The organism is Paraburkholderia sp. SIMBA_030, assembly GCF_046535245.1.
In the GTDB taxonomy this organism is placed as follows: domain Bacteria; phylum Pseudomonadota; class Gammaproteobacteria; order Burkholderiales; family Burkholderiaceae; genus Paraburkholderia.
Genome location: NZ_JAWRXB010000005.1, coordinates 44556 through 71536, shown reverse-complemented (window position 1 = coordinate 71536; position 26981 = coordinate 44556). Strand labels below are relative to the sequence as shown.

The 26981-nt window shown below is 60.4% G+C and carries 30 protein-coding genes and 1 pseudogene; 9 read left to right on the top strand and 22 right to left on the bottom strand.

The window, feature by feature from the left end:
* Positions 1 to 3: 3 nt before the first annotated feature.
* Together SB772_RS09830 and SB772_RS09825 are read left to right on the top strand one after the other, a co-directional pair.
* Positions 4 to 750 carry an SDR family oxidoreductase gene (locus tag SB772_RS09830; RefSeq protein WP_410833064.1) on the top strand — a complete coding sequence of 249 codons (747 nt, stop codon included), beginning with the start codon at positions 4 to 6 and terminating at the stop codon, positions 748 to 750.
* Positions 751 to 980: 230 nt separating this feature from the next.
* Positions 981 to 1727, top strand: a complete 747-nt coding sequence (locus tag SB772_RS09825) for an SDR family NAD(P)-dependent oxidoreductase (protein ID WP_410833063.1) — start codon at positions 981 to 983, stop codon at positions 1725 to 1727.
* A 368-nt stretch (positions 1728 to 2095) separates the two neighbouring features.
* Here SB772_RS09825 and SB772_RS09820 read toward each other — a convergent pair whose 3' ends face one another.
* From SB772_RS09820 to SB772_RS09810, 3 genes are all read right to left on the bottom strand, one after another.
* Entirely contained in the window at positions 2096 to 2374 is a 279-nt protein-coding gene (locus SB772_RS09820) for an SDR family oxidoreductase (protein ID WP_410833062.1), read from the bottom strand.
* The gene (locus tag SB772_RS09815; RefSeq protein ID WP_410833374.1) at positions 2268 to 2789 is read right to left on the bottom strand and encodes an SDR family NAD(P)-dependent oxidoreductase; all 522 of its coding nucleotides are present in this window, start codon (positions 2787 to 2789) and stop codon (positions 2268 to 2270) included. The genes SB772_RS09820 and SB772_RS09815 overlap by 107 nt, the downstream gene beginning before the upstream one ends.
* A gap of 154 nt (positions 2790 to 2943) precedes the next feature.
* Positions 2944 to 3666: a dihydrofolate reductase family protein gene (locus SB772_RS09810; protein ID WP_410833061.1), complete on the bottom strand. Its 723-nt coding sequence runs from the start codon at positions 3664 to 3666 to the stop codon at positions 2944 to 2946.
* 574 nt (positions 3667 to 4240) lie between these two features.
* On the opposite strand from SB772_RS09810, the gene SB772_RS09805 reads away from it, so the two are divergent.
* The gene (locus SB772_RS09805; protein WP_410833060.1) at positions 4241 to 5224 is read left to right on the top strand and encodes a helix-turn-helix domain-containing protein; all 984 of its coding nucleotides are present in this window, start codon (positions 4241 to 4243) and stop codon (positions 5222 to 5224) included.
* Positions 5209 to 5763 carry an ATP-binding protein gene (locus tag SB772_RS09800; protein WP_410833059.1) on the top strand — a complete coding sequence of 185 codons (555 nt, stop codon included), beginning with the start codon at positions 5209 to 5211 and terminating at the stop codon, positions 5761 to 5763. The genes SB772_RS09805 and SB772_RS09800 overlap by 16 nt, the downstream gene beginning before the upstream one ends.
* A gap of 153 nt (positions 5764 to 5916) precedes the next feature.
* On the opposite strand, the gene SB772_RS09795 is transcribed toward SB772_RS09800, so the two are convergent.
* The 10 genes from SB772_RS09795 to SB772_RS09750 all read right to left on the bottom strand — a co-directional run bounded on the left by SB772_RS09795 (position 5917) and on the right by SB772_RS09750 (position 11936).
* Positions 5917 to 6195, bottom strand: coding sequence for an HU family DNA-binding protein (locus SB772_RS09795; protein ID WP_410833058.1), 279 nt, complete (start codon positions 6193 to 6195; stop codon positions 5917 to 5919).
* Positions 6196 to 7677: 1482 nt separating this feature from the next.
* On the bottom strand, positions 7678 to 7857 hold the full coding sequence (locus SB772_RS09790) for a hypothetical protein (protein ID WP_410833057.1): 180 nt from the start codon (positions 7855 to 7857) through the stop codon (positions 7678 to 7680).
* Positions 7858 to 7931: 74 nt separating this feature from the next.
* Positions 7932 to 8402, bottom strand: coding sequence for a hypothetical protein (locus SB772_RS09785; protein WP_410833056.1), 471 nt, complete (start codon positions 8400 to 8402; stop codon positions 7932 to 7934).
* A gap of 502 nt (positions 8403 to 8904) precedes the next feature.
* Positions 8905 to 9486, bottom strand: a complete 582-nt coding sequence (locus SB772_RS09780) for a hypothetical protein (RefSeq protein WP_410833055.1) — start codon at positions 9484 to 9486, stop codon at positions 8905 to 8907.
* A 232-nt stretch (positions 9487 to 9718) separates the two neighbouring features.
* Complete coding sequence (locus SB772_RS09775) at positions 9719 to 9940, bottom strand: hypothetical protein (protein ID WP_410833054.1); 222 nt, start codon at positions 9938 to 9940, stop codon at positions 9719 to 9721.
* Positions 9937 to 10173 (bottom strand): hypothetical protein, encoded by a 237-nt coding sequence (locus SB772_RS09770; RefSeq protein ID WP_410833053.1) that lies wholly within the window; start codon positions 10171 to 10173, stop codon positions 9937 to 9939. Before SB772_RS09770 ends, SB772_RS09775 begins: the two co-directional genes overlap by 4 nt.
* Positions 10170 to 10496 (bottom strand): hypothetical protein, encoded by a 327-nt coding sequence (locus SB772_RS09765; RefSeq protein ID WP_410833052.1) that lies wholly within the window; start codon positions 10494 to 10496, stop codon positions 10170 to 10172. Before SB772_RS09765 ends, SB772_RS09770 begins: the two co-directional genes overlap by 4 nt.
* A 350-nt stretch (positions 10497 to 10846) precedes the next feature.
* A complete protein-coding gene (locus SB772_RS09760; protein WP_410833051.1) occupies positions 10847 to 11143 on the bottom strand; it encodes an MbcA/ParS/Xre antitoxin family protein in 297 nt (98 codons plus the stop codon).
* 8 nt (positions 11144 to 11151) lie between these two features.
* A complete protein-coding gene (locus SB772_RS09755) occupies positions 11152 to 11508 on the bottom strand; it encodes a helix-turn-helix domain-containing protein (protein WP_410833050.1) in 357 nt (118 codons plus the stop codon).
* Between the two features lie 62 nt (positions 11509 to 11570).
* Complete coding sequence (locus tag SB772_RS09750) at positions 11571 to 11936, bottom strand: hypothetical protein (protein WP_410833049.1); 366 nt, start codon at positions 11934 to 11936, stop codon at positions 11571 to 11573.
* A gap of 211 nt (positions 11937 to 12147) precedes the next feature.
* Here SB772_RS09750 and SB772_RS09745 point away from each other — a divergent pair, with 211 nt between their 5' ends.
* Positions 12148 to 12450, top strand: a complete 303-nt coding sequence (locus tag SB772_RS09745; RefSeq protein WP_410833048.1) for a hypothetical protein — start codon at positions 12148 to 12150, stop codon at positions 12448 to 12450.
* A 488-nt stretch (positions 12451 to 12938) separates the two neighbouring features.
* Here the strand turns inward: SB772_RS09745 and SB772_RS09740 are convergent, their stop codons facing one another.
* The 7 genes from SB772_RS09740 to SB772_RS09710 form a co-directional block, all read right to left on the bottom strand.
* Entirely contained in the window at positions 12939 to 13238 is a 300-nt protein-coding gene (locus SB772_RS09740) for a hypothetical protein (RefSeq protein ID WP_410833047.1), read from the bottom strand.
* Positions 13239 to 13856: 618 nt separating this feature from the next.
* Entirely contained in the window at positions 13857 to 14093 is a 237-nt protein-coding gene (locus tag SB772_RS09735; protein WP_410833046.1) for a helix-turn-helix domain-containing protein, read from the bottom strand.
* Between the two features lie 104 nt (positions 14094 to 14197).
* On the bottom strand, positions 14198 to 14497 hold the full coding sequence (locus tag SB772_RS09730) for a hypothetical protein (protein WP_410833045.1): 300 nt from the start codon (positions 14495 to 14497) through the stop codon (positions 14198 to 14200).
* 137 nt (positions 14498 to 14634) lie between these two features.
* A complete protein-coding gene (locus SB772_RS09725; protein ID WP_410833044.1) occupies positions 14635 to 15627 on the bottom strand; it encodes a hypothetical protein in 993 nt (330 codons plus the stop codon).
* A gap of 558 nt (positions 15628 to 16185) precedes the next feature.
* The gene (locus SB772_RS09720) at positions 16186 to 17190 is read right to left on the bottom strand and encodes an ATP-binding protein (RefSeq protein WP_410833043.1); all 1005 of its coding nucleotides are present in this window, start codon (positions 17188 to 17190) and stop codon (positions 16186 to 16188) included.
* Positions 17191 to 17199: 9 nt separating this feature from the next.
* Entirely contained in the window at positions 17200 to 19218 is a 2019-nt protein-coding gene (locus SB772_RS09715; RefSeq protein ID WP_410833042.1) for a hypothetical protein, read from the bottom strand.
* A complete protein-coding gene (locus SB772_RS09710) occupies positions 19215 to 19856 on the bottom strand; it encodes a hypothetical protein (protein ID WP_410833041.1) in 642 nt (213 codons plus the stop codon). The genes SB772_RS09715 and SB772_RS09710 overlap by 4 nt, the downstream gene beginning before the upstream one ends.
* A gap of 759 nt (positions 19857 to 20615) precedes the next feature.
* Between SB772_RS09710 and SB772_RS09705 the strand changes: the two genes are divergently transcribed.
* The 4 genes from SB772_RS09705 to SB772_RS09690 all read left to right on the top strand — a co-directional run bounded on the left by SB772_RS09705 (position 20616) and on the right by SB772_RS09690 (position 23498).
* On the top strand, positions 20616 to 21125 hold the full coding sequence (locus tag SB772_RS09705; RefSeq protein WP_410833040.1) for a helix-turn-helix domain-containing protein: 510 nt from the start codon (positions 20616 to 20618) through the stop codon (positions 21123 to 21125).
* 138 nt (positions 21126 to 21263) lie between these two features.
* On the top strand, positions 21264 to 21953 hold the full coding sequence (locus SB772_RS09700) for a hypothetical protein (RefSeq protein WP_410833039.1): 690 nt from the start codon (positions 21264 to 21266) through the stop codon (positions 21951 to 21953).
* An 8-nt stretch (positions 21954 to 21961) separates the two neighbouring features.
* Complete coding sequence (locus SB772_RS09695) at positions 21962 to 22396, top strand: RES family NAD+ phosphorylase (protein ID WP_410833373.1); 435 nt, start codon at positions 21962 to 21964, stop codon at positions 22394 to 22396.
* 760 nt (positions 22397 to 23156) lie between these two features.
* A complete protein-coding gene (locus tag SB772_RS09690) occupies positions 23157 to 23498 on the top strand; it encodes a hypothetical protein (RefSeq protein ID WP_410833038.1) in 342 nt (113 codons plus the stop codon).
* A 456-nt stretch (positions 23499 to 23954) separates the two neighbouring features.
* Here SB772_RS09690 and SB772_RS09685 read toward each other — a convergent pair.
* Both SB772_RS09685 and SB772_RS09680 read right to left on the bottom strand, forming a co-directional pair.
* A pseudogene (locus tag SB772_RS09685) lies at positions 23955 to 24710 on the bottom strand (Tn3 family transposase); the annotation flags it as partial.
* Between the two features lie 492 nt (positions 24711 to 25202).
* Positions 25203 to 26891: a transposase gene (locus tag SB772_RS09680; RefSeq protein ID WP_410833037.1), complete on the bottom strand. Its 1689-nt coding sequence runs from the start codon at positions 26889 to 26891 to the stop codon at positions 25203 to 25205.
* Between the last annotated feature and the right edge of the window lie 90 nt (positions 26892 to 26981).

Sequence of the window (26981 nt, the reverse complement as noted above, 5' to 3'; positions counted from 1 at the left end):
CACATGGAACGGTACCAAGGTAAAAAGGTTGTGATCATCGGCGGCACCAGCGGCATGGGGCTCGCTACGGCGAAGATGCTCCTCGATGGGGGCGCGCGTGTTCTGGTGACGGGTCGATCGCAGGCTGCGCTGGAATCGGCGCAGAAAGAGCTTGGGAATAACGCCATCGTGGCTTCGAGCGATGCGCGGTCGTTGACGGACATCGACGTCCTCGCCTCTCGGGTCAAGGCCGAGTTCGACACCTTCGACCTGCTTTTCGTCAACGCCGGGTTCAGCATTCCAACGCCTCTGGAGAGCGTGACCGAGGCCATCTACGACGAGATGTTCAACCTGAACGCCAAGGGACCGTTTTTCGCGGTGCAGAAGCTCGCGCCGCTGATCAACCGGGGAGGCTCTGTCGTCCTCACGACCTCGATCGCGAACGTCAAGGGAATGCCCGGCCAAGCCACATACGGACCCGCCAAGGCTGCGCTGCGATCATTCGCCCGGGTGCTTGCCGCTGAGCTTCTTCCTCGGGATATTCGCGTGAACGCGGTGACGCCCGGTCCCATCGACACGGGCATCCTCGAAAAGGCGTTCTCCGACAAAGATGCGGCCGCCCAGATGAGGGGACATGCGAGCGGTATGGTCCCCATGAAGCGCTTCGGGACGTCGGACGAGATCGCCAAGGCCGTCCTCTTCCTCGCGTTCGACGCGACCTTCACGACCGGCGCTGAACTTCCGGTCGATGGGGGTTGGTCGCAACTCTGAAGGCAATGCCTTGCAGCATTTTCGATGGTGTAGGTTTAGCGATGAGGCTTTTTTTTTCAGCACCTCAAGGGAGCAAAGGACCGCAAACAAGGTCTTGGCTGGCCTCAGAGTGACGGTCGCGGCGGTGCACGGGGAAATAAATCGAATGTCCGTGATCGAAAGAGCAAGGCGTGTCATCCGCGTCGAACCCCGCCGTCGATCGTCGGCGGCCTAACCGAGAAGGAAACAACATGCCTCAACTGAAAAACAAGATTGCCGTCGTCACCGGCGGCAGCAGCGGCATCGGCCTCGCGACCGCCAAGAAGTTCGTTGCAGAGGGCGCCTACGTGTTTATCGCCGGCCGCCGCCAGGCCGAGCTCGACAAGGCCGTCACGGAGATCGGCTCGAACGTCACCGGCGTAAAGACCGACATCGCCAAGCTCGAAGACCTCGACCGTCTTTACGAGACCGTCGCGAAAAAAGGCAAGATCGATGTGATTTTCGCCGGCGCGGCCTTTGTCGAAAAGGCGCTGACACCCGAAGCCACGCCGGAACACTTCAACAAGACCTTCAACACCAACGCACGCGGCACTTATTTCACCGTTCAGAAGGCACTGCCCCACTTGAATGATGGGGCCTCCATCATCCTCGTGGCTTCCGCCGGAAAGAACAAAGGATTTCCCGGCCGCAGCACCTATAGCGCCAGCAAAGCGGCGCTCCGTTCGTTCGCCCGGACTTGGACCAATGAGCTCAAGGGTCGGAAGATCAGGACCAACGTGCTGAGCCCTGGCGCGGTCGACACCCCGATGTTCGACGAGCAGTTCCCGTCCAAGGAAGGCGCCGCCGAAGCCAGGAAGCAGATCACTGCGATTACGCCTCTGGCGCGCTTGGCGCGTCCCGAGGAGATCGCTTCCGCTGCGTTATTCCTCGCCTCTGACCAAAGCAGCTACGTCGCCGGTATCGACCTTCCGGTCGACGGCGGCCTGACGGCTGTCTAGACTGAAAAGGACTTTGCCGTACCCGACCTCCGCATCCCGCTACACGCATAGCCAGGAGACAATACAAGCTCTCCTGGGTCACTGAACACTTCCGCCTCGTCCGATACGTTCGATTCCCCGCTCCGCCCCGTCCGCTCTAGGGGGCCGGCGCCCGGATTTTCTCACTAACCGTGTCAGCAGTTTTTCACTTACTTGGCAGAGTTTTCACTTTCTGTGTCACCCGACAACTGGCGCCGCTTCGCGCCGCACCCGACGCGTCCCTCGTCCGCCGTCCGCCGTCCGCCTGTTTAAAAGCGCTGCTGCGCAAGGATCATCCGCTGCAGAACCAACGATAACCGCGACGCCCGCATCTAACCTGCTGCGAGCGCTCAGCTGATGCCCACGGTTTGGCCTCCATCGATAACCATCGCGTGCCCTGTCGTGAATCCGCCGCCTTCGGAACAGAGCCAAAGGACCGCCGACGCAATCTCTTCAGGCTTACCCAATCGCCCAACCGGCTCCTGAGCCACCACTCTTTCATATCCTTCCGAGGTGCCGCCGCTAAAGCGCTGAATCATCGGCGTGTCGATGATTCCCGGACAGATCGCGTTCACACGAATGTTCATCTTTGCGTAGTCCAGCGCGGCGCATTTCGTCAGGCCGATCACGCCGTATTTTGTCGCGGCATAGACGCCCTGCCCCTTTATGCTGGGCGCCGGCGCTAGACGACGTGTTTACAATGGATCCGCCACCTTGTGCCAGCATGACCGGCACTACATATTTCATGCACCAAAATACGCCGGTCAGATTGATCCCAACGATCCGATGCCAGTCCGCTTCGGAGACGTCCGCGACGGCGACTACCGGCTGTTCGACACCGGCGTTGTTAAACGCGAAGTCTATGCGTCCAAAGGCGGCGACCGCCTGATCAACCGCGGCTTCGACCTGCCCGGCCTCTCTTACGTCACAGATTACCGCGAGGGCTGTGCCCCCCGCGTCTTCGATCAGCCGAGCCGTTTCCCTGGCGCCGCTTTCGGAAATGTCGACCACCACGACTTTCGCCCCCTCCTGGGCGAATGCCATAGCGGTCGCTCGCCCGATGCCGCTCGTTGCGCCTGTCACGAACGCAACCTTTCCGTTGAAACGAAGATCTTTGGCATCAACCATAACGTACTCCTAGATAAGTTCACGACCTATCGAAAATCGGTCTTGCCGGGCTACTACTTTGCCTCAGCTATCAAGATGCCTCAGGACTAGCCTCGAACGCATAACGAATCCACACCATTCCGCCTTCCAGCGTCTCGGTCGAAACGTGGCGAAGCGACTTCCCGGCGGCCGGTCGTTCATTTTCTCCGCCGTGATACTCGAAGATACTCGGAACGCTCGCCAGTCCGTCAACACCAGGATAAACAAGCAGACTCATCTCGTCGATCAAACCCGCCTTGAGGAACGACCCATTGATGAGGCCACCGCCTTCCAGAAGGATCAGCCGGATGCCGAAATCTTCTCCCAGCGCTCTCATCGCATGCTCAAGATCACTTCCGTCCTCGCCCGCAAAGGTATAGGACACGCCTTTATGGCGTAGTTCTGCGAGGTACCCATCCGACACCCGTTCACTCAGCACCGTGATGAAGTGCTGTCCGTCAACGGCGCTCGCGGTGTAGTGAAGCTTACCGCCCGGGTCAACCGCCACCGCGACGCTCCGCCCTCTCCTGTCTCCGATGAACGAGGTCCGAGGCAAAGCAACGACCTGTTCCGCATCGTGCGCCTCGCCCGTTGCGAAATCTTCCATGGACTTTCGGCCGATGATCCAGCCGTCGGCATCAAAGCTGTCCGCGACCTCCTCGTAGATCCGCGAAACAATACCCCGATCAACGCCTTTAGCTGGAGGGGTCCATCGTGGGGGCAACAACCTGCCGTCAATCGACGCTACCATGTGACAGATGATTTTTGGACGCATGAGAAGGAACTCCAAATGACTCGCCCAGCGTGGGCGGTACGGGACGGCGACTCAGGCTCGGCCCGGGAAAGAAGCGACATGTACGAGCACCCGCTCACGCCCGATTTGGCGTCTTTAGTGGTAACCGAACGAGCCGACTCGATCGTCTGCTCTGCACATAATAGGGATGCGCGGCACGTCGAAAAAGAGCCTGGAATTGCAAGCCCTCATGCACCCCAAACATGAATGCAAATGTACCTCCCTACTGCAGGGCCGCATCGCGCCGTTGCTAGTTGACGGCAAGCCGGTGTAAAGCGGAAACCGTTCAGGCGTGACCGCACTGCAAGCGGCGAGGCATCAATGGGGGCCGCGGAGTTAGACGAGTTGGACGCCGACTTCGCGCAGGCTGTTCCGGTTGACGGTGCTGGCAAAGGTTCTGCCCGTCGCATTGAGTGACCGGGACTGACGCGCCACGCGCTTCGGCGAGGCGCGCCACGATAGGCGTGCGGTCGCGCAACAGCGCACATCGGAGGGCATAGATCGTTGTGCACGCTCCCCATCGTTTCTCTTCCATGCGGGTGATTCGAAGTAGTCGTTGACACTGGTATATTCACCAGTCCCGTTTCTCTTCGTCTACACAATCGACATGCAGACACATCGCGCTGAAAAGCTTATCGGCTTGATTAGTGAACTTCGCGCCCTTCCGGCTGAGGCCGAATGGGTGGAGTTCAAGCATAACAAGGCTGTGGCCGAGGACATCGGCGAATACATTTCGGCGTTGTCAAATTCGGCGGCGCTGGCCGACAAGGTGCATGGCTACCTCGTGTGGGGCGTGGACGATGCCACGCACGACCTACTCGGCACCGACTATCGACCACGTCAAGCCAAGAAAGGCAACGAGGAAATCGAGAGCTGGTTACTGCAGCGGCTGAGCCCAAAGGTGCAGTTTCAGTTTCTCGAAGCAGAAATTGATGGCCGACGCATCGTCGTCCTCGAGGTAGGTCGCGCTTATCGTCACCCGGTCCGGTTCCAGCACGTGGAGTTCGTACGCATCGGCTCATACAAAAAGAAACTGAAGGATTTTCCTGAGAAGGAGCGCGCGCTGTGGCGAATTTTTGACCACAGGCCGTTCGAGTCGCTGGTAGCCGCGGAAAATCTTGGAGAGGCTGAAGTGCTGGCGCTGCTCGACTATCCGGCCTATTTTGATCTCGCCGAAATTCCCCTGCCGGAGAACCGCTCCCAAATACTTGATCGTCTGGCCCGGGAATATCTGGTCGCGCGCAGCCAGGCCGGTGGCTGGGACATTCTGAATCTGGGTGCGGTTCTCTTTGCGAAAAAGCTGGACGATTTCGCACATCTGAAGCGCAAGGCGGTGCGGGTGGTTGCCTACAGGGAGAAAAGCCGGGTCGAGACTCTTCGCGAGCAGATCGGAGCTAAAGGCTATGCGGCGGGTTTCGAAGGGCTAATCGGCTTTATCAACGGTTTGGTACCGGCCAACGAGGTGATCGGCAAGGCGTTACGTCGCTCGGTGCCGATGTACCCCAACTCGCCGTCCGGGAACTCGTGGCCAACGCGCTGATCCATCAGGATTTTTCGGTTGGCGGAGCCGGGCCAATGATCGAGATCTTTGCAGACCGGATGGAGGTCACAAATCCTGGACTACCCCTAGTGGATATTGACCGGTTTCTCGACACTCCCCCGCGCTCGCGCAATGAAAGCCTGGCATCCTTGTTGAGGCGATTCGGCATTTGCGAGGAGCGCGGCAGCGGCGTCGACAAAGTGGTGCAGCAAACTGAACTCTACCAGTTGCCTGCGCCTGACTTCGCGCTGGCCTCGGACCACACCCGGGTGACGCTCTTCGCACATCGGAGCCTGAGCCAGATGGACAAGCGCGATCGTGTCCGTGCCTGCTATCTGCACGCGTGCCTGCGCTACGTCGAACGTGACTATATGACCAACACCTCGCTGCGGGAGCGGTTCGGCATTGAACCGCAGAACAGTGTGACAGCATCCCGATACATCAAGGAAGCCGTCGAGCAGGAAAAGATCCGGCCTTATGACGAGCAAGCGGGGCGCAAGTACATGAAATATGTCCCGCACTGGGCCTCGTCTTCTTGATATCGCATTTACATGACCGATTCTTATTTGACGGTCATTTGACAGCCGCCGCCGTATTTGTGTCCCTCGAGCAGCTGCCAGGACCGGCAGCCGCGCCGGTGGCCGGATTTCTACATGCTGTCGAAAAGTCCGACCGCCCGGAGGGGCGCTGTATTACGCGCCGTTGACTGCGTCCTTGAAAGCCTTGCCCGCCGTGAACTTGACTGTCTTCGCGGCAGGGATCTGGATCTCGGCGCCGGTCGCCGGGTTGCGGCCAACCCGCGCGGCACGCGCACCCGTGGAAAACGAACCAAACCCGATCAGCTGCACTGTCTTGCCCTTCGTCAGCTCACCGGTGATCGCCGCGATCACCGCGTCGATCGTCTCGCCCGTGGCGGCCTTGCTGTCCCCGGTCTTCGCGGCGACGGCATCCACCAGTTCCTGTTTGTTCATGGTGACTTCCTTGTTTGGGTTGAAATCCCGTCACCCTACCCGATCGGTGCACCCCAGCGCAATCGGCGCGCAGGTGTCCGCCCCGTCACGGCGGGACCCGCCGCCGGTCAACCGCCATTACCTGTAGCCGGGCCCGGGTTCCGGTCCACGTTTGCGCGCGGGACCTTGCCCCTGCAAGGTGCCGCGCCCAGGGACGGGGCAACGGCCGTGGTTCGCCTCTTCAGGTCCGCAGCCGTCATGGCGTCAAGGTTCCATCGGCCATCGAGCCATTCGTCGCCTGTTCCCGGCTTCCCGCGCTCACGCGTGCGCCAGCGTTAGCGCAACGCTGGCCGTCTCCGGCTTCGCGCCCCGATCGCCCGTCGCGGGTTGCTGGGCGACACCGGTGCCGTCCGGCCGCGCACTTGCACGAAGGCAAGGGTCCGCGTCCGCAAATGAAGGGGTAGATAGCTCGGATTTATCCGGGCCTTCATTTGCGGACTGCCGCATCAATAGGCCACGCCGAATTCGCTTCCGTTGCACAACTTCTACAGTCCCGTGCGTGCAGCGGCTACATCCATTTCGACCGAGGGCTCAACGATCACGGCCCGCGGGTTCGCGCCTTTGGGGCCACCCACCACCACCGCTCCCCTCTCCTGATAATCCCCGTTATCACCGCAATCTGCCGGACCAGTCCTGTTGGTCGCACAACTGCGCACTAGCCGACGGCCCTCGTTAGACATATTCAGAGGTCCACGCATTTCCTGTTGCTAACGATGGCACAAGTCCTTTTCTCGACATCACGCGTGGCCGAGTGCGATCGTTCTGGCTGCAATAGCTTGCTGATTAGGCTTCAACGACACACATCGTTTAGCTCCTGCTTGTCGACTGCACATGGCAAGAAGTCATCGAACGAGGTGGTCGAAATCTGCCTGTTCGCCACGCGTGGCGGCCGCCAGCACCAGATCCGCGATCACGCGCATGATTCGCGGCGTATCCGGGTCCGGCTGTGTGGGCAATTTTTAGTTCGTCGACCAGCGCAGAGCAGTCGAATACACCAGCATCCCCGAGCAGCGCCGTTCTAACAGTGGTGCAGTCCACACCCGAGATGCGCGAGCGGGAACGGGTTTGCCTTTGCCTGAAAAAGGTCTGCTTCAACCCTCCCATCCCTGGTCCCGGCCGCAGATTGCAGGTCCAAGGTCACCTTGCAGCCGCGATAGCGCAAAGGAACATTTCGGGGGAGTCGATCGCGTCGCGCATGGTCATGTCCGGAACGGATCCGGTCATTCTGACCCGACACCTCGCGATTTATAAAGCGCGGTACTTTTCCGGGCTCAGCACGTATCGCATCGGCCCTTCACACCCCTGCAACGAAAACGATGCCCAGCCTGAGCATCGTCCTGAATCAGGGATGGAGCGTATCGGCAGCGGCGTGCGCCACCGCGGCTGACGCGGCGTCCCGATGGTGGCGCTTCCAGCGCCGAACCCGCAAAACACTGGACGCACTCAGAATTCGTCTGTCCGTCGGCGGATTGTCGAGCGCTTGATGACCGACTTCGGGATGAGGATCATGGAGTCCTGGGTGCGAGCGCCACTGCGAACGAGTTCGCGCGACTCCTCCTGGTACTTGCGTTTGGCCGCGCGAAGGATCTCGTCCTCAAGTGCAGTGTCCGTCCGTTTTTCCATGGGGCACCTGGCGTCAGAGGCGCGCGACCGTCTGGCCACGCCGTTTCATTGTAGGCGAAAGCGCGCCGGCTCGTTTACGGCATGTCTGGCGAGGGGTCGCTGTCCATGATCGCATAGCGGTTTGCGCGCGCATCCACCAGCGCATGGTGCCGGCCGCGATGCTCGCGGTAATAATCCTCCTGGCGTCCCGGATCGAGCAGCTGGCCCACGTGGTGTGCCTGCCATCCTGCAGGCGGCCCATCGAGCAGATCGCACAGCAGTTCCCAATCGCCGCCGTAATCGAAGCACAGCACGCGTTCGGGTTCGTCCGCGAACTGGTCAAGCCACGCGACGAGCGCCGCGCGTAGCGCCTCGCGCGTGAAGACACGACCCGGATACTGGCCGAGCTGGGACAGTACCGCCGCACGCACGAATTCATTGCAGCTCGCGCGATCGTAGTCCGATCGCTCGCCGTAGAACTCGCGGCCATCGTCGGCCACCAGCGCGACGCTGATCAGGTCGCACTCGATGAAATCGGTAAACTCGGTATCCACGAACAGCCGCATGCGCTGACTCCGTATAGCGTTTCATGTGCGTTTTCCGGTGACGGCCGCTGCCTGCTTTGCCACGCGTAAGCCTTCTGTTGCTGATCTTCGGGCAGGCCCGGCATGGCCACGGCGAGCAGATCGAACACCTGCTGCCTGTCGGAATCGCGTGCACGTAATCGTCCAGCCGGACAAAGGCTGGAGACTCGCTCCGCATGACGGCGCCGGGTACCGGATCCGCGATCGCCCTCGCGTGATTCGCCGCATAAACGGTGTCGCCAGCGTGCGCAATTTTCAGCTCATCGAGCAATGCCGTGCAATCGGATACGCCTGCATTCCCGTGTAACGCGCTGGTATCTGTGGCACACCCGGCGCCCGAAATGAACGAGCGGGAAAGCTTCTCGCGCTTCCGGAAGAAGGACTGTGCCATGTGCCAGTCCCCGGTTCCCGTCGGCGACGGCAGATTCAGGGCTGCCTTGCCACCGAGATATTGCAGGGGGACGTGAGCGGAACGACGAAGACGTCACTCGCGATCACTTTCCTGCTGGTGCGCCTGTTCGAGCCCGTCCAGCGCCGCGCTGAGCGTGTCCTGAAGGCCCAGCAGAAAGGCCTCCCAGCCCTCCCACGTGAGCGCCGCACGTCCGCCGTCATCATGCCGGGCGAAGCCCGCCGGCGACGCATCGAGCCAGCGGCGCAGCGCGGCGCGCAGTTCAACCGGCGCGGCGTCGATATACAGCACAGGCTCGCCGTCCAGCCCGCTTGCCGGCGCGCCGGCGATCATGCCCTCGCGCAACGCATGCGCCGCGTCATGCAGGTCGTCCTGCGCCGCGCTGCCCCTGTCGAGCTGCGCGCCCATCCAGTCGAGAAACCGGCCCCACACGGGCCACGTGATACCCATCTGGTCGCGCTCATTAAAGCGCAGCGCACACGCGGGCGAATCCCGGTACACCAGATCGTCATGCAGCAGCAGCCAGCGCGCGAGCGAGGTTTCCAGCTCCAGCGGGGCATGCTTCATCAGCAGCACCTTTTCCCCGGCAAGCTCGCACGCCGGCACACCGGCCTGAAGGCCGAACGTGAACGCCCGGAACTTGTCCTGGAATGCCATGCTGTGCCTGCCTTTTCAATTCCAGACCGTCTGTTGCGCCGGCGCTGAAGGTCAATCCGCGCCCCCCATGGACACCGCCGGACAATTCTGGAAGTTGCCCCACAGGGCCCGTCGCAGCGTTCGGCCTACAGCGCGTCCACCTCGCTCCGCGCTGTCTCACGGAGAATATTCTTTAGAACCACCCCCGGTAGGCCGGCCGCTGGGCGTGCCGGTACTGGCTGAAGAGCGTCTTTCAGCCGTGCGGCAACCGCCCCCGCAGCCAGTCGAACCAGTCCCACTCATAAGCGCATTCGCCCCTCCCGTCGATCACGGGACAGGCCGACCCACGCAGCGCCGCGCGAAACGCGTCCTGCCACGGCGCAGGAATCTCACCCAGACACACGTAATACGGGCGGCCCTTGTGCTCATGCACGGGGACGGTTTGCAGCAGCGCGAGGCGTTCAGCGTCTGTCATGCAGTCCGGTACAACTGGTTGAGCCGCGCGTGAAAGGCAATCTTATGACCGCTGGCGGGCGCGATGTCGCCTTCGCGCCAGTCGGGCATGCTGACGTGTCCATGCCGCGCACCGGCCGCAAACATGCGCTCGGCCAGTTCGCACGGATCCGCGCTTTCAACGGTCATGCCATCATCGAACGTGCCGACGAGCAGCCCGCGTGCGGGGTCGAAATGGACGTGTGCGGCTTTCAAGAGTCGCGCCTGGCGGGTATGACCAGATCCGCGCGCGGCACCATGCGCACGTCCGCGCCGGATGCCTCGCACCACTGCCCGGGTGTTGCCGCCGCGTCCATGTTCAGGCCCGGTTCGCCCCTGAGCTGGTGGTGCTGGCCGGTGACCGACGTGCCGCGCAGGGCCGCAGGGTCAAACGCGACGAGCGCCGGGCTGAGGTGAGCATGCCCGGTTTCCACGCGCCAGCCGACGCAATGCCGCGCGCCCCGTGCGGTTTCAATGATCTGCCAGAAGGCGAGCGTTCGCTGCTCGCCGGGTTGTGCGGATGATGCCCGGATTGGCATGCTGACCTCTACCTGCCGGTGTCGTACGCGATCGCCCAAAGGTCCGGCGGCACGTTGGCGTGCGGGCCGCGCTGCCTTGCCGTCCCGACCGGCAGTCGTGCCGGCAGTCGTACTACGACATCAGCTCCACCCTGTTCCCGCGTGCGCCGTTTCACGCTCACGCTTTCCAGCTCAGGATAAACCACGCCCGGCTCAGACACTGCTTCGAAGCGGTGCCAGGACGGCCTGTCTGCTTCGTCCGGGTGGTGATGCGCGGGGGGCGCTGTGGTGCTCATGGCGTGCCTGTGGGTCAAGTCGCAGCAATCAGTGTAGAGGGAGGCCAGCGGCAAGGGCTGACATCCGGTATTGCGTCAGCCGTAGGCGCCGCTTTGCGCCATCGCCAGCAGCGTCGACACCCGGGCGCGGCCGTCTGCGGTTGTCATGCACCCGACGGGCCGCTGTCCACCAAGGGCAGGATTGGGCTGCATGAGCCATGCGCAGGTCCAGCCGGCCGCGTCAAACCCCTGTGGATTGCCGCTTTGTCCGACCATCGTCTGCACCTGCGCGACCAGCCCGCAGCCGTCGGCGAGCGCGCGTAATGCGTGCCCGCCGGCACCGTCCTGCGCGTGCGGCGACGTGAGGGCTGCCGCAACCAGGGCCCGGATCATTGCGTCGTTCACGGTCGTTCCCCGCGATGACGCGTGAGCGTGAAATCGACGTGGATTGCGTCATGGGGGAACACGATCGCGCCGTCGTCGGTGCGCTCCAGCAGGCCGCTGCGCAGCAGGATCTGGACGTCCCGGTGCACCGCCCGGATGTCGCGCTGCAGCCGCTGCGCCACCTGCCGCACGGTCACCGGCCCCCGGCCCATGAGCGCGCGCAGCAGCTCGCAGCGCGGCCCTGTCAGGGTCTGGAACAGCCGTCGCGACGAGGCGAAGCTGACATGCGCGCCCTGTGCGTTGTCCTGCATCGCGGCAATGAAGCGCGCGGCAACCTCGGCGCGCGACGCGACGCCAACCGTGACGATGTTCAACGTGGACCTCCATTATCCGGCGAGCCCCCCATGGGCTGACGCCTCATGCGCTGACCCCCGGGTTAGTCTTCTGTCGTGTCATCGGGTGAGTACAGGCCCAGTCGGCTCTCCATGTCATTGATCGTGGCGGTGAGGCGGTCGCGCAGCGCGCGGGCTTCGCGTATCGTCATCGGGAACAGGTACAGCGGCATGCCCTGATACCGGGGCCACCCGGGCTGTCTGGCGCGCTCCTGACAGGGCAGCTCCGCAAGCGGCTGATGTCCGTTCGTCACCAGCCCGATCACCCGCCAGGCGCGATCACCCTTGCGGAGCGCAAGCGGCATCGTGTAAAAGCCAGGCGCGGCCGGCACCGGCGGTTCAGGCCGCGCGATGGCAGAAGCCAGCGCCGCCAGTTCTTCCGCGCTCAGGAGTCTCATTTCGTCCGGCATGGGTGCCCCCTTGTCCGGGTGGTGATCGTGCGGCGATGCCTGTCATGTCTGTCTGTTGAGGGTGACACCAGGTTTTATGTCAAGCACCGCCCGTGACGGCCGCCTGGCGGAGCTTTGCACCCTCCACCCTTCCCCGGTGCCACGCCCTACGCTTGCGCGTGGCAGCGGATGTAATATCGTGTGCTCCTGCTTCCGTCTTCCTGGATCCATCATGCGCCATCTTTCGTTCGATCTTGCGCAGGCCGGCGCCGCCGTGCGCGCGGGTGGTGTCCTGTCGGCGATCCTGCGCGCCGGCAACGGCGTGTTCCACCTCGAGCTGGAAACCCGCGAATCGGGCCTCGCGGAACTCGTGACCGCCAATGGCCGCAGCGACGCACCTTCCGCGAACCCGGCGCCGCGCTGCGGGTCGTGCGCGAACCGGGCATCGTCAGCGGCCGCTTTGTCCTGGAAGACTGGGACACGCGCGCCCCGCGGACACCCGCGTGGACCTGGCCCGACCAGTCGGCCGGCATGAAGGCACGACACCGGCGCGCGGAGGCAGCCGCGGCACGCGCGGCTGACGCGCGTCGGGCGCTGGCCGCAGCAGGCGATCCAGGCACGGCTGCCATGCCGGCGCAACAGGTCATTGCGATGCTCGACAGCCCCCCTGCTCCAGTACCGACGCGCAGGACTCGCGCCTGATCGCCGCCGTGTGCCGCCACTGTTCCGTCGTCCGGTCCCTGTGCGCCGCGCACCAGCTGAACGGAAAAGCCGCGCGACCGCCCCGCTCCCGTCGGCGACGTCCTGCCCGACCGGCTAACGCTGTAACGCATCGGGCCATCCCCGGTGCCTGGCGCGGATCGCCCATTCATCCGCCCTCTCGTGCCGATGAACGGTCCGGGAGGCAGGACGGATCTGATCCGCCAGTCACACCCGTCCGCGGCAACGCGACCCGCGCGGCAGCGGCTCGCCTGCCCGGTGTTGCCCGTCAGCCTTGTACGTCGGTTTCGGTCATGGCGATGCTCATCCAATGAAGCGGAACGACGACAGCGCGTGCGGTCCGATCGCGGCAGCGAGCTCTTCCGCCTCCTCCGGTGAACAGGCGACTTCCAGGCCCATCCAGGCTCCTACGCCCAGCGTGCCATCGCTGATCACGTAGTTGGTTTCGATGTCGGCGTCGATCAGCATCCTGACCGTCATGCCCGACGCGCGGCAGGACACGCTCAGCAGCGCCTGCTCGCGATCGAGTTCGGCGTGGACGTGCCGCCCAAGCAGGACATTGACCATACCGGAATCTTTCTTCGGCTTCTTGCCTGGGCGCATGACTCACCTGTGGTTCCGTAAATACCGCGACATCTGCCGCAAACCTGCTAAATCATTGTGACTCAAAAACCACCAAAAGAAAAGCAACCGGCGGCCACCCGGCCCATGATGGTGATGGTGTCTATGTTCGAGCTTCCGCTATTGTGCGAAGCTCCGCCCGGGCAGAAGTCAGGCGCCCCCGGCCGGAGCGAAGGAACGACCGGCGTGATCCGGCGCCTGACTTGCCCCGCCTTTCCGACAGCTTACTGGTTCGCGATACCGTGAGCATGTTCCCGTCTCCTGCCCCTGGGATCCGGTGAATAACGTGTTGTGACGCTCAGCACGAGCGCGACGTTGTGCCCGGCAGAAACGATGCGGGCGGCTGAACCGGGACAACCCCTTGTTCGAAAACGGATTTGCCCGCGATTCAGGCAGGTGCGCCGCGCAATGTTGCCGGGCCTCGCTGGCTGTCTTGACGACCGGAGCGCCCGTGCACGGGGGAAGCCTTCGGACGCCCTAGGCTTCGAACGGATGTTCGATGCTCAATGCGGCACAACGGGGGTAGTCAGGCGGCGCCCGCGTACTGGCCGGGCGGGAAGAATTCATCCTGGTGCCAATTCTGGCCTGCCGATCAGGGTGTTACTCGGCGAAAAGTTCGCCGATCGGCACCTGCAGGGCGATGGCGAGCCTGTCAAGTACGTCCACAGAAACATTTCTGGCCTGGCGCTCCACGTGGGCGATGAACGAACGGTCGACCCCGCTCCGCTGGGCGAGATCATATTGTGACCAGTCGTTCTCCGCACGGAGTCTGCGGAGGTTCTCGGCAAGCAGCGCCCGGGCTGTCGGTCTGGGTGGTTTGTGAGCGGTTCGCGGCATCCGCAGAATAGTGCGAATATCGCCGCCCGGCGTCAGTAGCCGTTAAGTCACAATTGGAAATTTAGGCAAAATAGATGCGAGTAGCCGCCCGTCCTGCGGGTTCTCTACTGGTCGGTGAATACAAAATCCGACATGACACGCGGTCCGATCGCATCCACCAGTTCCACGGCCTCGTCGGGAGAACAACGAAGCTCCACGACCATCCACGTCGCTATGGCCAGCGAGCCGGAACGTCCTGCGTAGTCTCCCAGCATGCCCGGTTCAAGCAGCATTCTGAGCGTCACCTCGCCGCAAACGCAGTGGAGGCAGAGCATTCTGCGGCGCCAATCCAGTTCCGCCTCTGCGCTCGCGCCAAGGCGGAGGCGAACAACGCGCCCTGCTGGATTTCCCACCGCTTTGCTCATGGGTCACCTGCTCAGTCGGATCGTGGGTTGCAGCCAAATATCCGATGCAATTGTGACTCAAAAACCACCAAATGGAAAGACCCACATGCTTGGATCCGCAGTGTCTGAGTGCCCTGTCAGAACCCGAGGGAGCGGCCTCAGGAGTAGCGCCGCGCCACAGACCGCAAGCCGGCCCATTCCTTCGCCCAGGCCGCAGAAATACCAGGCTTGATGGACGGAAACGACTCAAGCAGATCTTCGACCTCGGGCATCAGCACCATCCCAGCATGCCGCAGGTAATCGGTTGACCAGGCTACGGACAACGTGCAATCGAGGTCTGCGGCACCCGGCATGTAGCGCAGATCAAAGACGCCGTCCACGCTGATCAGGTCGATTGCGAGGACCAGCGTTCCGTACAGGGCAAGATATCCGGCCCTGCTTGCACCCCGGAGCGTCTGGGCTTCGCCTATGTTTGCGTAGTCCCACCAGTGGACGGCCTGCGGGCTAGCAGGACGCGAAAGGACAGTGGGGCACACCGGATGAGCCTCACAAAGGAGGCGCATCAGAAGATACGCAATCTCGCAGACATCGTGCCCCCTGACAACGACAACGTGGCGCGCCTTGAACTGCAGCGTCGCGCACAGATCCGTATCCAGTTGCTTGATGGAGTGCCGGGCGATCAGCCACCGACGTATTCCCCTGAGCACCGCGAGATAGCACCGTAGCGAGCGCGACCGATAGTATTTCCCATCCACCGGCGGCCCCGACTTCACGAGCGAGAAATAACGAATATAGTCCGGCGTGGGAGCTGACGGAAAAGGCGCCGCCCCTGACGCCTGTCGGAGTGCGTCTTCCAGCGGCGCTAGTCGCACAAGCTTCACTCGCCGTGGAACGATACGCTCACACCACGTCAGACAATGCGTGACCAGCACCGGCCTACGACAGAATGGCCCCGGTGGGTGACGCACTTCACAGACCGCACCTTGCATCAACAGTGATTGGAAATTCACTCTCCAGCTATCAATCCGGCTTTCGGTCGCACAATCGAGCGCAGCGCCGCGCAGACTGACCCGTCGGGCCCATTGATTCAAGGGTGCAAAAACGGTAGCCAAAAACTTCGCGTTGTCGCGCAGGTCCATAAAGTCGCCCATCCCAGGTTCCACTCCCGCCAGGGGCTGTTTGCAGTACGGACAACACCATGCTTCTCCGGAAAGCTGGTCCGTAATGGCGTAATCTGGAGTCCGGGCCCCACAACTCTGACATCTGTCAATCAAGGGCACGTTGTGAACCGGGCAAGCGCTCAGAAACGGCAACTGGAACCAGAACGAATGATAGTTCCCTTGGGCACAAAGCGGGCAGAGCCAGATACGTTTGCGCAGTACGCACGCCAGACTGCAGCGACGCGCGACCAACCGTGCCTCGTCAGGGAGAGGGAAACTGATGCCCGTGGCGACTGTCAACCGCTGAAACTGGTCAGCGTGCAAACGCAGACCCGCAAAACTGAGTGGCGCAACCGATTGTGATATGTAAGCGAGCCGCCCTATCTCCTTTCCGCTTAGCGCGTTGAACCAGGCAAAACGCCAAAGCGCACCCAGACTGGACTCGTAGGGCAGACTCCCAAATCCGAGACCAGTCCAGCCTGGCGTGCGTGCGGGCAGCTTCCTGCTCACTCCTGTCCCCCTGCACGCAGGGGGACGTCATCGTGCGGGTTAGCGGCCGTCTTTGCCGTCGCCGTCACCATCGTCATCCCCATCCTCCCAGTTTGCTCCCAGATCGTAACTTTGGATCGAATCGCTGACCGCATCGCGCCACGCATCAGGTGAGGCAATGAACCCGGCTGCGTCGTGCTTCGCCTCGTCAAGCATGAACCGTTGGACAACCATCTTCAGCAGTCGCGCCTGACAGTGACCATCCCGACTGAGCAGTTTGGCGCTTTCCAGTGCGCTCGAGCACGCCATCGCCTGAGACTGAAGCCGGAAACCGGCGTCGAACGCTTTCGGAAAGAAGAACTGCGTCCAGGTGATCCCAGATGAAGCAGGCCAGACCGCGGCGTCAATGAGGCCAAAGAGGTGCCGGATTTCATCGAGACCGTAACCGCCCAGAAACATCCTCTTCATCGCGAAGCGGTCTGCTATCGCCGGGCTGGCACTCCATTTGGCCTCTTCAATGCGTCGATGAAGGTAGGGCTGCTCACCTGTCATAAACACAAGCAGGTCGGCGTGAATTTCGCGCAGACCATTCTGGACGTCCCTCAAAAACAGGAAGTCCGTAACGTTCAGTGCTTGTGCCTCATCAACCCACAAAATCACAATCGCGCTTGATGAGTTAACCGCAACTTCCTCAAGCTTCCGTCTTACGCGGTTGCGCAGATCCCAGGTCTCCCCGGTAGTCTTCTCGTGATGCAAGGCCGTCAGAAATTCCTTGAAGAATGCGCGAACCGACGCAGCGTAATTTGTCTGGGCATTGAAGTTCACGCAAGCCAGTCCATTGACAACCTGAGATACCCGGCCGAGGGCGAATTCCATGGCGATTGACTTGCCCTTCCCGGTCGCCTCCTCAATATAGGCACTCTGTCTTAAAATCGTACTTCTTGAGACCTGCTGAAATACTTGCTGGACCGGCGCGGTCCAGAGACAGCCCGAGATGGTCTGACTGAAAAGAGGATGATTCAGAACCTGGGATTTTCTCCATTCCGGTGAGTATTCGTCCGACATGACTACACCTCACTTTTTGGCTGGTTTGAAGACATCAAAAGGATCGCGATGCTTAGGAATACATATTTTGTTTGATTTTGAATGGAAGTTACGATTCCATAATCCGAATGCATCTTCATGCGATACCATGGAGGGTCTGGGGGTGTTTTTTTTCGGATGATGCGCACCAACTCCGGCGTCTTCAAGTTTCCTGATAACTGCCGCGTCGCCCGCTGAACCGCCGCTCCCGTGACGATGATTTTTTGATTTTTTTCTGGCCTTCAGGTCTTTGTAAAGGCCGAGCACCGGATCAGCGTAAGTGCCAGTGTTCGGTTTTCTGTGGATGTACCGCATCAGCGTCACAAAGACCTGCCACGTGATGGCGTATCGGCGGTACCGTTTTTCGATCTTCAGCTGCCCAATATTGCGTTTGTCGCTCAGCAACATGCCATAAGCGATACGGATATCGCGTCGGCATATCCAGATCCGCAGTGTTTCACCCACCAGCCCGAAGTCCGCAGATAGCACCGGATTGGTGTAAGAGCAGTAGTTGACGTTCACGTGGGGCCGCTTGCCGGTCTCCCGGTTACCGGCTATTTTCAGATCCACACAATGCCAGAGGAGCATCAGATTCTGCGGTGACTGCTTTGCGATCGGCAGTCTTTGCTGAAGGTATTCGCTGTTCCCGCTGTCAAGGAGATGATTGAAGACCTCAAGCCTCGTTTTCCCGAAGTTTGTCTCACTACCGCTGCTCGCGTTGTGAGCATAAACACTGGTCACAAAAAGCGCTTTGAGATCTTCAAAACCGATCTCATATTCCTCAGCCTTCTCCTCGGGTCGATTCCGTCTGGGATCCTGAGGAGATGAGCCATACGTGGATCGCAAGCGGTGCATGCCTTTCACGAGCTGGCCGTTCACGCGTTCGATTACGGGATGCTGCCACCACGCCCTGGGAGAGCAGAAAACGACGGTGCAGCCGGTTGCATCGATGACGTTGTTGACGAAATCGTTCGCCGAGTTGCACCAGGCGTTATCAACGTGCAGCAACGCCCACGTCAGCATCCTGAGTACGGGAACGAGGCTCACCATCAGCGACTTGCCGTCAGGCAGAAGTTGCATCACGACACGGTTTGTCGAATGATCCTCGGACTCAAAAGCGCTGCAGACGGTCTCCAGCGCACAGTCAGCGCTTGGATTGACCTCAAGGGATATGTAGAGGCCCAGAACTGCCGATGTGCTGGTCTCGGCGAGAATTCCAACATACCACCGCCGCACCCTGATCCTGTGATCGAGACCATTTGCGTCCTTCAGGTGCATCACTCCCGCAGCGTCCTGCATCAGATAGTCCAGCTGGACTTCCACAAGGGGATCCAGTCCTTCAAGCAAAGACGCAATGCCACGCCCCGTCTTTGCTCTCCATGCAACCTTCCGCCCTTTTCTGACGCGCAACCATCTTTCCGGGTACTCCCTGACCAGAGCATCACAATAGCTGCGAAGGGCCTTGTACCCCTCATTTCCAGTATTGAACGGCCAGTCGGATTTTGAAAATTTCAGCTCCTTCTGGAGCATGTCTAAGAATTGCCTCCACAGATCGGAAAGCGTGATGTATGCCTCCGCATACCCATGATCGTCGTCATCGACCAGGAACCGCCTGTCGACGAACTTTTGTGCCTTCGGATGTTCACGGAAGAGTTTGCCGAGCGCTCCCGCGGCACCGGCGGAGCTGGACAGCTGATCAGGTTCAACGGGCTTCACCCTGACGTACGACTTGATTCGCCTGTGGCGAATCAACGCAAAGAATCCAATGATCTGTCCAGGCGAAGATTCTGTGAGACATCGGCGTATCTGGCGGATCACTTCGGGCTTGACCATGCCGGTTTCGCTGAGGATTGCCTGATATGTCTTACCGCTGAGGCGCATCTGGATTGCGGTTTTCAGGCGATAGAATCGCGCAGTATTGTCCAGGGCACTTTCGACAGGACACGGCCACCTCGAGGTGTCGCGCAGTTCCTCGGGGATAATCAATTTGCCACCGGTCAGGGAACTCATGTCGGCCTCCGGATCACTGTCGTCAGGCGAAGCCGTTGACTTTCCAGATTGCAGATCACACGGCCCAACGCAAGACTGGATGCCACTTCGCAGCACATCAGGCCATAGTCAGCCCCCTCAGCGAACACGAGATCACGCAAGGTCGTGGTGGATCGCCGGTCGAGCTGCTCCTGCATAATCCGTCGCTCCTGCATCGTTGAGAGGCCTCGTGCGGCTGCCATGAATGCGCGGAGGCGGATCCAGTTACCTATCAGGATTTTCTTGTTCTCCAGACCTTCGGCCGACTTCCAGATGAAGCCGTCACGCCAGTGGCTGAACGAAATCGTACGATCTTTGGGCTGCTCCCAGGTGAAGACCCACGTCTCAACATGTCCGCCGCGATAAAAGATATCCGCCACCTGTCGCATTAGGCGAGAGCGATTCTCATACAGGCGGCTCGGCTCGTAGCGGACAATATCCGGATCGCCCTCGCATAAGAGCGTGTGACAATAAGCCGGAATGCCAAGCAGGGTCATTTTCTTCTTGTTTTTTGGTGAGTAGAACGCAAAGGCTATTGCGAGCCCCTTTTCTTTCTTTCTGACTGCTTCAGAAGCATTGATCCGATCATCCCGATCGACAAAATCAGGGGAGTTAGACATGACGACTCCTTTTCGCCCTGCCGTGTTCTCGAATCAGGGCGCAAAAAAGCCCTTGACTTTGGCCACATGCTGCACCAAAATCAAATTGAGCAAATTAATGGAAACCGCGCTGCCGGCGCGGTTGGCAAAGCTCGAGTTTTGGTGTTGTCGCTAGCTGTCCTCCTTCATAGAAGCCGCCTTCGCGTGTCAGCACGAAGGCGGCTTTGTTGTTTCCAGGGTTTTCCTCTTCAGTTGTAGAAAGCAATTGGCCTTTCGTAAAGGTGTTTTGAGATTCTCGAAACATCGGAATTATTATTTGTAATACGAAAGGCGAAAAAAAATATTATTTCTTAAATCAAAAATGATCACCGAATCACAATTTGATGGATAAAGTTCAGTTTTTTGTGTAATTTGATCGCAGAGCTTCTATATATTCATTCGATTTTCTGGCAGGTCAGGCAAATTAGGTAAGCGAATGCAATTTATAGACAAGTAAGGACAATTCGGTCCTTGAAAGGTTGGAGTCGGCTCAACGACAAGCAACGTCGACGAACACTGTCCTACCTTTCCGCGGACCTGGCGATGTGAGCTGCCGCGAGGTAACAGACCTTTGCGGGTTGACCGACGCCACTTTGACGATCGTCTACAACCGATCGATGACACTCAAGCGCTTCCGCTCAGTTCGGGGTAGTGGTAGGAACTTTAGGTTCACGCAGTTTCACTCCCTGAGCCTCGCGCTGCGCGCATGCTGCGCCATGGTGGTTGCCCCGGGAGCCGGACATGAACGCACGTGGATTCATCACGATCAGCATGCACGAGCTTGAGCGGGTCAAGATCATTGAGGCGGTTGTCGAACACCGGCTGAAGGTTTTTCAGGCAGCCGAGCGTCTGCAGCTGTGCGAGCGTCAGGTCAACCGGCTGGTGCATCGCTATCAGGCCAGTGGTCCGGCCGGGCTCGTCTCGGCGCGTCGTGGCCAGCCGGGCAACCGCGAACTGCCGGTTGATCTGCGTGCACGGGCCATGGCGCTGGTGCGTGAGCGCTATGCCGACTTGGCTATTTTTGCCCATCCCCCGAAAACTGAAGATTTTCACCAAACCCTTTCCAGGCGTGGTTTTCAGAGGCGTATTAGCGCGGGAAACGCGCTGGACTCAGGGAGTGCATTCACAGAAACTGTTATAAAAATTCGACAGAAATCGTTCAGAAATGCCGTCGCCGTCTTTTGTAAACGGTTTACGTCGAAAACAGAACGCGTAGATGGCCTCGTGGCATTTCTGAAGGAATCACGTTAAGTCTCTATTGTGGCGACTTCTGGCCGCCCCAGCGGGTGGTATGCGAGTTACCCCCGGGCAGCATTTTGAGGCAATACTTGAAATGTGAGATTTGTGATATACACTTAAACTATCACATCTCTCAATATCGAGTGCGCAATGGCTAAAGGACGTCCAAGTGCCGAAACGATGGCCCCCGCAAACATGGCCGCGTTGGCGCTCGGATCCAAGACCGCGGGAGGCGTCGGTGACATCGGCCGGATCGTGATGGCGCTGGACGCGACACGTGCTGCTGCGACTGCAATTCTCGACGGGTTGGAAGACTTGGGCGGTGGCATGTCGGAGCACACCAAGGTAGAGCTGACTCGCAAGGTACGCCGGCGAATTAACGAGCAGGAAGATAGTGTCCTGCAAGGTCTCGTCGATGCGTCACCGGTCAGGCTGATGACGCCGTCGCGTGCCGAGATGGAAGCTAAGGCGGTCGCAGCTGTGCTGGACGGAACCACGTGGTTGACGGCTCAGATGGTCGGCAAGCAGCAGAATCCGGATGCCACGAATCTGCATGCTGTGACGAGTCGGTGGAAGAAGGAAGGCAGGGTTTTTGCCATCGAGCGGGCGGGCCAGACCTTGTACCCGAGGTACATTTTTGATGATCTCGGCAACCCGATTCCTGCAGTGGCCGAGATCCTGAAGGTCTTCGAAGGCTACACACCGTTCCGGATTGCCTGGTGGTTCGAGTCGACGAACAGCATGCTTCATGGGAAGCGTCCTCGTGAGGTCCTGGCAACAGGCCCCTTGGCCGTGATCGAGGCCGCGCGGGATCACGTAGTAGGAGCGGTGCATGGGTAGTACGCAGCATCCCGGACGCCTACAACACGTCCGGCCGGGGGAATGCGCGGTTTAGCCCGTTGCACCGACTTGATAACGGGAAAATCATTCCGACGATCTATGCAGCTGACTCGCCGAGAGGGGCGATCATGGAGGTGGTGTTGCACGACGTTCCGATCCCATCAACGGGCTACCAGCACGACCTGGAACGAGATCGTGCATCCCGCCTACACCTGAGCGAGGTCAGGCTGCCGTCGCTAAAGCTGGCAAATCTGACGGCGACTGGCCTGCGCGCTCCAGGCTTGGCACCATCAGACCTGTTCGACGGCGACAAGGCCGACTGTCCGCGCACGCGCGACTGGGCCTTGTGGATCTGGGCCAATGTTCCGGGCGCTCAGGGGTTGATGTGGATGAGCCACTATCTCCACCGCGCGTTGAAACGGCCCTGCGACTTCATGCTATGACTATGTTTCATTGACAACTTTGCTTACGTAAAATTTAGGAGAGTGAATTATATTTATTCTCCTGCCAAACAGAACCAGCTCACTCTTCAAAGGAAAACCCTCTATTTCTGCTCGTCCGAATGACAGGGTACCCACTTCTCGCAAGTCCCGTACATCTCGGCGCCGCGCTTGATCTAATCCAAGATGATCAGTCGCATCGGCGATGCACGCTGACCGTTAAACCGTTAATGGGTTTCGGTGTTCATCAGCGACGTAAGATTTCGAAGCTCATGGGCTTCGCGCCGGGCTCGAGAGAGATCATCGAGGTGAGATTGCATCGCGTGTTCATCAAATGCGCCGGGACCACTGCAGGCAAGAAAAATCGCACGACTCGACTTCACAAGGACGAACGCCGCATCTACTGCCAAATCAAGCAGATTCTCCGATACATGTGCATCTTGCGACGGACAGTGATGGCTGTTGTTAGGCCCGTCTCGGATCAGAGGCGCATTGATGGGGCAGTTCGCGCCCGGCTCGAAGGTACCCTTATCGGACTTCGCACCGGCGATTGCGTGCAGCAGCAGTTCGCGAAGCGCCTTTCACAATGGCCGAGACTTGCTGGCATTCGCAAGCGAGAAGCGGGAAGCACAATGACTGACGTACATTTCCCCTGTCCGTCCGAATGGCTTCGATCGTCGAAGGGACTGCTCATTGAGGCGGGCCGCGACGCTACCGCAGCGACGACTCAATCGCTTACGTCAGCAATCTTTGGCACGAAAACGTGGCATCACTTTGTAGTCATCTTCCGAAAGCGGAAAAGTCTGATTGGTGGGCGCTCTATTCTCCCTATCTCGTGCGCAGCGACGGCCCAGGACTGCGCACGGAGATCAAGCTTTTCGCGCATCCGGTTGCAGCCTTTCTTGAATTTTACGCGCAGGCGGTCGCTGCAATGAGCGCCGGCCAACTATTCGAGTCGGATATTTCCTGTGACGCCGCTGGTTTTCCCGTTCTGCGGTTGATATCCACACGCGAAAAGGAATGGTCTGACCCCTCGTCGGGATCAAGGATCACATTTCAGGCCGTCATGCAACCGCACATAGATCCCGTAACTCCACAAGCCTGAAAAGACGGTCCACTTCCGATTATCCGCATAGGCGTTGCCGCACCGGGATGGCTCTATATATTCAGGTCACCCGCAGTACTGGACAGGCACGTCTTCGCGCCGGTTTCCTCGACTAGAACATTGAGGCGGAATCCCCTGACGCGACTCCGACGGTCAGGGGCAGGTTCCCGGGTCTTTGGGGGTGTTTTCATAGGTGTCGTCCCCGTCTCCCGGCATTTCCGAACGATTGTTGTTAGCACCCGACGCCCAGAGAAGGCGCGCCGCATTTCAAAACGATTTACGTCAAAAACGAGTGCAACGAGCACTTTTGAGGCACTCCGCACTCAAATGGATCACAAAAATCGAACGGCGAAACACAGGAGGTGAGCGAGGGGAGCCTTGCTGGACAAGCCTCAGAGGGGCGCGAATTTATTAACAGTTTCTGTGAATGCACTCAGGGATTTTCGCCGCAGTAATTCAGCGCTCGTCGGGTTCAGACGCGGCTTCCAGTACCTTGGCCCAATACGCCGGATCGTCGTAATACGCGGCGATCACGTCGATGTCGATGGGGGCACCCGCTGGGCCAAATTCGAACGAGCCGAACAGGTTGACATGCTGCCAGGCGACGGGCGACATGCTGGCGATCAGTTCCATCGCGGCGTGGTCGCCTGCGGCACGCTTCTGCTCGTGCACACGTGAAAGGAGCGCTGTGTTGTAGTGGATGATCGCGTTGGCGATCAGGCGTGAACACTCGTTCCAGAGTTGCTGTTCGGCCTCGGTATGGACGCGCAGCTTGCCGCCGTTGACATACGCGATCGCACGACGCAAGCGGTGGTACGCTTCGCCGCGGTTCAGCGCCTTCTGCACGGCCTGACGCAGGTTGACGTCATTGATGAACCGGAGGATATAGCGCGTACGGCACAGGTTGTCGAGTTCCCAGAGCGCCTTTTTTGTCTGGTTCTGACGCACGTAGCTGCTGAGCTTCCTCACGATCGTGGCTTGCGTGACATCCTTTTGCGCGAGCGAGACCATGATGCGCTGGACGTTGGGCCATTCCCGGACGATCAGCTCGTCGTAGGCCTTGCGCGAGGGTTTGATCACCCAGTTTCCATAGTGGCCCGGTGGATGCCGACCGACGAGGCTACCGATTTTCTTGTGCAGATCGCGATAACGCGGCGCAAACTGATAGTCGAACGTATACAGGGTCCAGAAGTTCACCTGGTTGGTGCCGTTATGCGCAAGCCGTTATGCGCAAGAGAAAGACAATGGACATCAGTCGGAGCCTTGAAAATACAGGGATCAGCAGTCAGCAGAATGTCCATTTTGTTAGCCGATAAAATGGACAAAATGACCGTCCGAGTGTCCATCTTCCGCCGCAAGTTTCGCATGGTCGGAAGCCCGATAAAGCCGTGGCTTCCGACCATGCTGGAGCGTGTCAAACCATCGTGCGTCAAGGGTTCACTTGGCCGGGCTTCGCCCGCCCTTGACCCGTTCAGCGGTGTCACAGAACCACGATCGAATCTGATGCGTCACTTCGCGGGGTGAGCCGTACCGGGAACCTCCCCAACATCAAGTCGACGCACTCAAGGCGCCCGACGCAGGCGAAGCAGCCCCGCCGCCCGCCTGGAGCGAAGACGCCCGCCCCGATCTAGCCCGACTTTCGCAAAACAAGGTGTCAAATCGACGGATTATGTTCTTCACTGATGGCCAAATTTGGCTCTGAACTCATACATGAAATAATGTCGGTGCCCAGCGCTGCAGCTCGAAGACCTTCACGGCACGCCGCTGCTCGGCCGTGAGCTCCGGCGCCAGCATCGCGGTGGGCCGTCGTCCGGTTGCTCCGGTCTTCGTCCTCACCAGGGTCACCCTGATTTCGGCCAAGGCCTCCATCATCCGACGGGCCGAAGCCTCGGTGTGCAGTGCGATCTTGGCCAGGCTCACGAGCATCAGGCCGAGCACGGTCGCGAAGGTGTGCAGCCGCAGCGATCCGTCGGCCCACTGGTGCGACGGGCCCCAGGGAACCACGCCCCCTTTCTTCGCCCGGCGGAACAACTCCTCGACATTCCACTGCCCCCGGAAGGCGTGGACGATACGCCCTGTACTCCAGTTGTGCCGATCCGTACACAGCACCCGTCTGCCCAGCCGTGTCCTTTCCAGCGTGCGACGCAATGCGTCATCGACGTGCCAGTGCAAGGTCGGTGCCGACTCGCTCCCGGCGATGGTGGTCACCACGAAGCTCGCCAGATGTTCCCGAGCGAGCGCCTTCTTGACCCGCAGCTCCAGCCGACTGCGCGTGATGCGGCCTTTTTCGACCAACCCCTGCAGCGTGCTCAATTCCGCCTTCGCCTTGCGCAGCGCCACCGCGATCCCGCGCTTCTGGCCCGCCAGCAGCTCCTGGCTCTCAACCACCACGAGCGTGCGGTCCAACTCGCCAACGGTCGTTCGCATCCGCGCCGCCCGCACGTCACCGAGCTTCCCCGACAGCGGCTTCATCGCACCGCGTTGTGCCGCCATCTGCAGCGCCTCTTCCGCGGCCTTGTGCCCCAGCGGCAACGAGATGAGGCTGTAGTAGCCGGCTGCATCCAGATCGAGTTCGAGCTGCGGGCTCCAGAACCCGCCGTCTCGTACCACCGTGCGCTGCGCTCGCCGCTCGCGACCCTCGGCACTGTCCAGCGCCTCGTGCAACTGCGCCAACCCTGTCAGGCACGCCGCGAGCACCGCTTGGTCCGAGCCGTTGCCGGGATACGTCCGGTACAACAGCGGCACATGGCCCGTCTCGCTGACCAGCAGGCCCAGCCCGACCACGCGCAGGTCCCTTCTCTTGCTCTTGGCGTGTCCCCGTCGGGCCAGCTCGCCGGGCGTCTGCGTATCGATGTGGGTGTCGAAGTTCGTCGTATCGAACGCGAGCACGTCGGCGGAGAGCCCAAAGCGCGCGACGGCAGCCTTCGCGATGGCCACCTGCGCCTGCTCCAACTGCTCATCGGTCACTTGCTGCGCGACGCGATGATAGGCCTGGCCCGTGAACGCGGAGCCGGGCAAGCACGACAGGCGCGGCAGACTCGCATCGAGAAACTCACCGAGCTCCCGCTTGGGTCCCGGTGCACAGGCGCGCTGGATCGCCACCGCCACCACCAACTCGCCCACCGACGGGCCGCCTTTGGCGCCAACCCCGCCGCAGGCCCGATCGATCTGCCCGACCAGGTCCAGTTGTTCGGCGACCCAGATCAACGCCCCGACGTCGCCGACGCTGCGCGTGCCTACCGTCTGGGTCGCACTCAGATCCGCGACTCGCGGCGGATCGACCGGTCCCAGCACGATCTGGCGTGCAACGGAGCGGCCGCGCTGGGCATCCCACACGGACTGCGCCGCGATACGGTAGCGATGACCGTTGACTTCCCGTTCGAAGATGTGCATGTTCTTTCATGTAGCATATCCGAGTCAAAGAATCAAGCGAAATTCAATATCTACGCCATATTCCGCCTCGGCCTCACCAGCGAACAATGC

Bases quoted from the DNA above. Each gene is read 5' to 3' on its own strand.
- SB772_RS09680 (WP_410833037.1), bottom strand. From the start codon at position 26,891: ATGCACATCTTCGAACGGGAAGTCAACGGTCATCGCTACCGTATCGCG.
- SB772_RS09730 (WP_410833045.1), bottom strand. From the start codon at position 14,497: ATGAGCAAAGCGGTGGGAAATCCAGCAGGGCGCGTTGTTCGCCTCCGC.
- SB772_RS09825 (WP_410833063.1), top strand. From the start codon at position 981: ATGCCTCAACTGAAAAACAAGATTGCCGTCGTCACCGGCGGCAGCAGC.
- SB772_RS09815 (WP_410833374.1), bottom strand. From the start codon at position 2,789: ATGGCATTCGCCCAGGAGGGGGCGAAAGTCGTGGTGGTCGACATTTCC.
- SB772_RS09720 (WP_410833043.1), bottom strand. From the start codon at position 17,190: ATGTCGGACGAATACTCACCGGAATGGAGAAAATCCCAGGTTCTGAAT.
- SB772_RS09765 (WP_410833052.1), bottom strand. From the start codon at position 10,496: ATGCCAATCCGGGCATCATCCGCACAACCCGGCGAGCAGCGAACGCTC.
- SB772_RS09740 (WP_410833047.1), bottom strand. From the start codon at position 13,238: ATGCGCCCAGGCAAGAAGCCGAAGAAAGATTCCGGTATGGTCAATGTC.
- SB772_RS09810 (WP_410833061.1), bottom strand. From the start codon at position 3,666: ATGCGTCCAAAAATCATCTGTCACATGGTAGCGTCGATTGACGGCAGG.
- SB772_RS09710 (WP_410833041.1), bottom strand. From the start codon at position 19,856: ATGTCTAACTCCCCTGATTTTGTCGATCGGGATGATCGGATCAATGCT.
- SB772_RS09775 (WP_410833054.1), bottom strand. From the start codon at position 9,940: ATGACAGACGCTGAACGCCTCGCGCTGCTGCAAACCGTCCCCGTGCAT.
- SB772_RS09780 (WP_410833055.1), bottom strand. From the start codon at position 9,486: ATGGCATTCCAGGACAAGTTCCGGGCGTTCACGTTCGGCCTTCAGGCC.
- SB772_RS09830 (WP_410833064.1), top strand. From the start codon at position 4: ATGGAACGGTACCAAGGTAAAAAGGTTGTGATCATCGGCGGCACCAGC.
- SB772_RS09745 (WP_410833048.1), top strand. From the start codon at position 12,148: ATGCGCCATCTTTCGTTCGATCTTGCGCAGGCCGGCGCCGCCGTGCGC.
- SB772_RS09785 (WP_410833056.1), bottom strand. From the start codon at position 8,402: ATGCGGCTGTTCGTGGATACCGAGTTTACCGATTTCATCGAGTGCGAC.
- SB772_RS09725 (WP_410833044.1), bottom strand. From the start codon at position 15,627: ATGGGCGACTTTATGGACCTGCGCGACAACGCGAAGTTTTTGGCTACC.
- SB772_RS09760 (WP_410833051.1), bottom strand. From the start codon at position 11,143: ATGATCCGGGCCCTGGTTGCGGCAGCCCTCACGTCGCCGCACGCGCAG.
- SB772_RS09795 (WP_410833058.1), bottom strand. From the start codon at position 6,195: ATGAACAAACAGGAACTGGTGGATGCCGTCGCCGCGAAGACCGGGGAC.
- SB772_RS09700 (WP_410833039.1), top strand. From the start codon at position 21,264: ATGGCTAAAGGACGTCCAAGTGCCGAAACGATGGCCCCCGCAAACATG.
- SB772_RS09750 (WP_410833049.1), bottom strand. From the start codon at position 11,936: ATGCCGGACGAAATGAGACTCCTGAGCGCGGAAGAACTGGCGGCGCTG.
- SB772_RS09790 (WP_410833057.1), bottom strand. From the start codon at position 7,857: ATGGAAAAACGGACGGACACTGCACTTGAGGACGAGATCCTTCGCGCG.
- SB772_RS09705 (WP_410833040.1), top strand. From the start codon at position 20,616: ATGAACGCACGTGGATTCATCACGATCAGCATGCACGAGCTTGAGCGG.
- SB772_RS09735 (WP_410833046.1), bottom strand. From the start codon at position 14,093: ATGCCGCGAACCGCTCACAAACCACCCAGACCGACAGCCCGGGCGCTG.
- SB772_RS09715 (WP_410833042.1), bottom strand. From the start codon at position 19,218: ATGAGTTCCCTGACCGGTGGCAAATTGATTATCCCCGAGGAACTGCGC.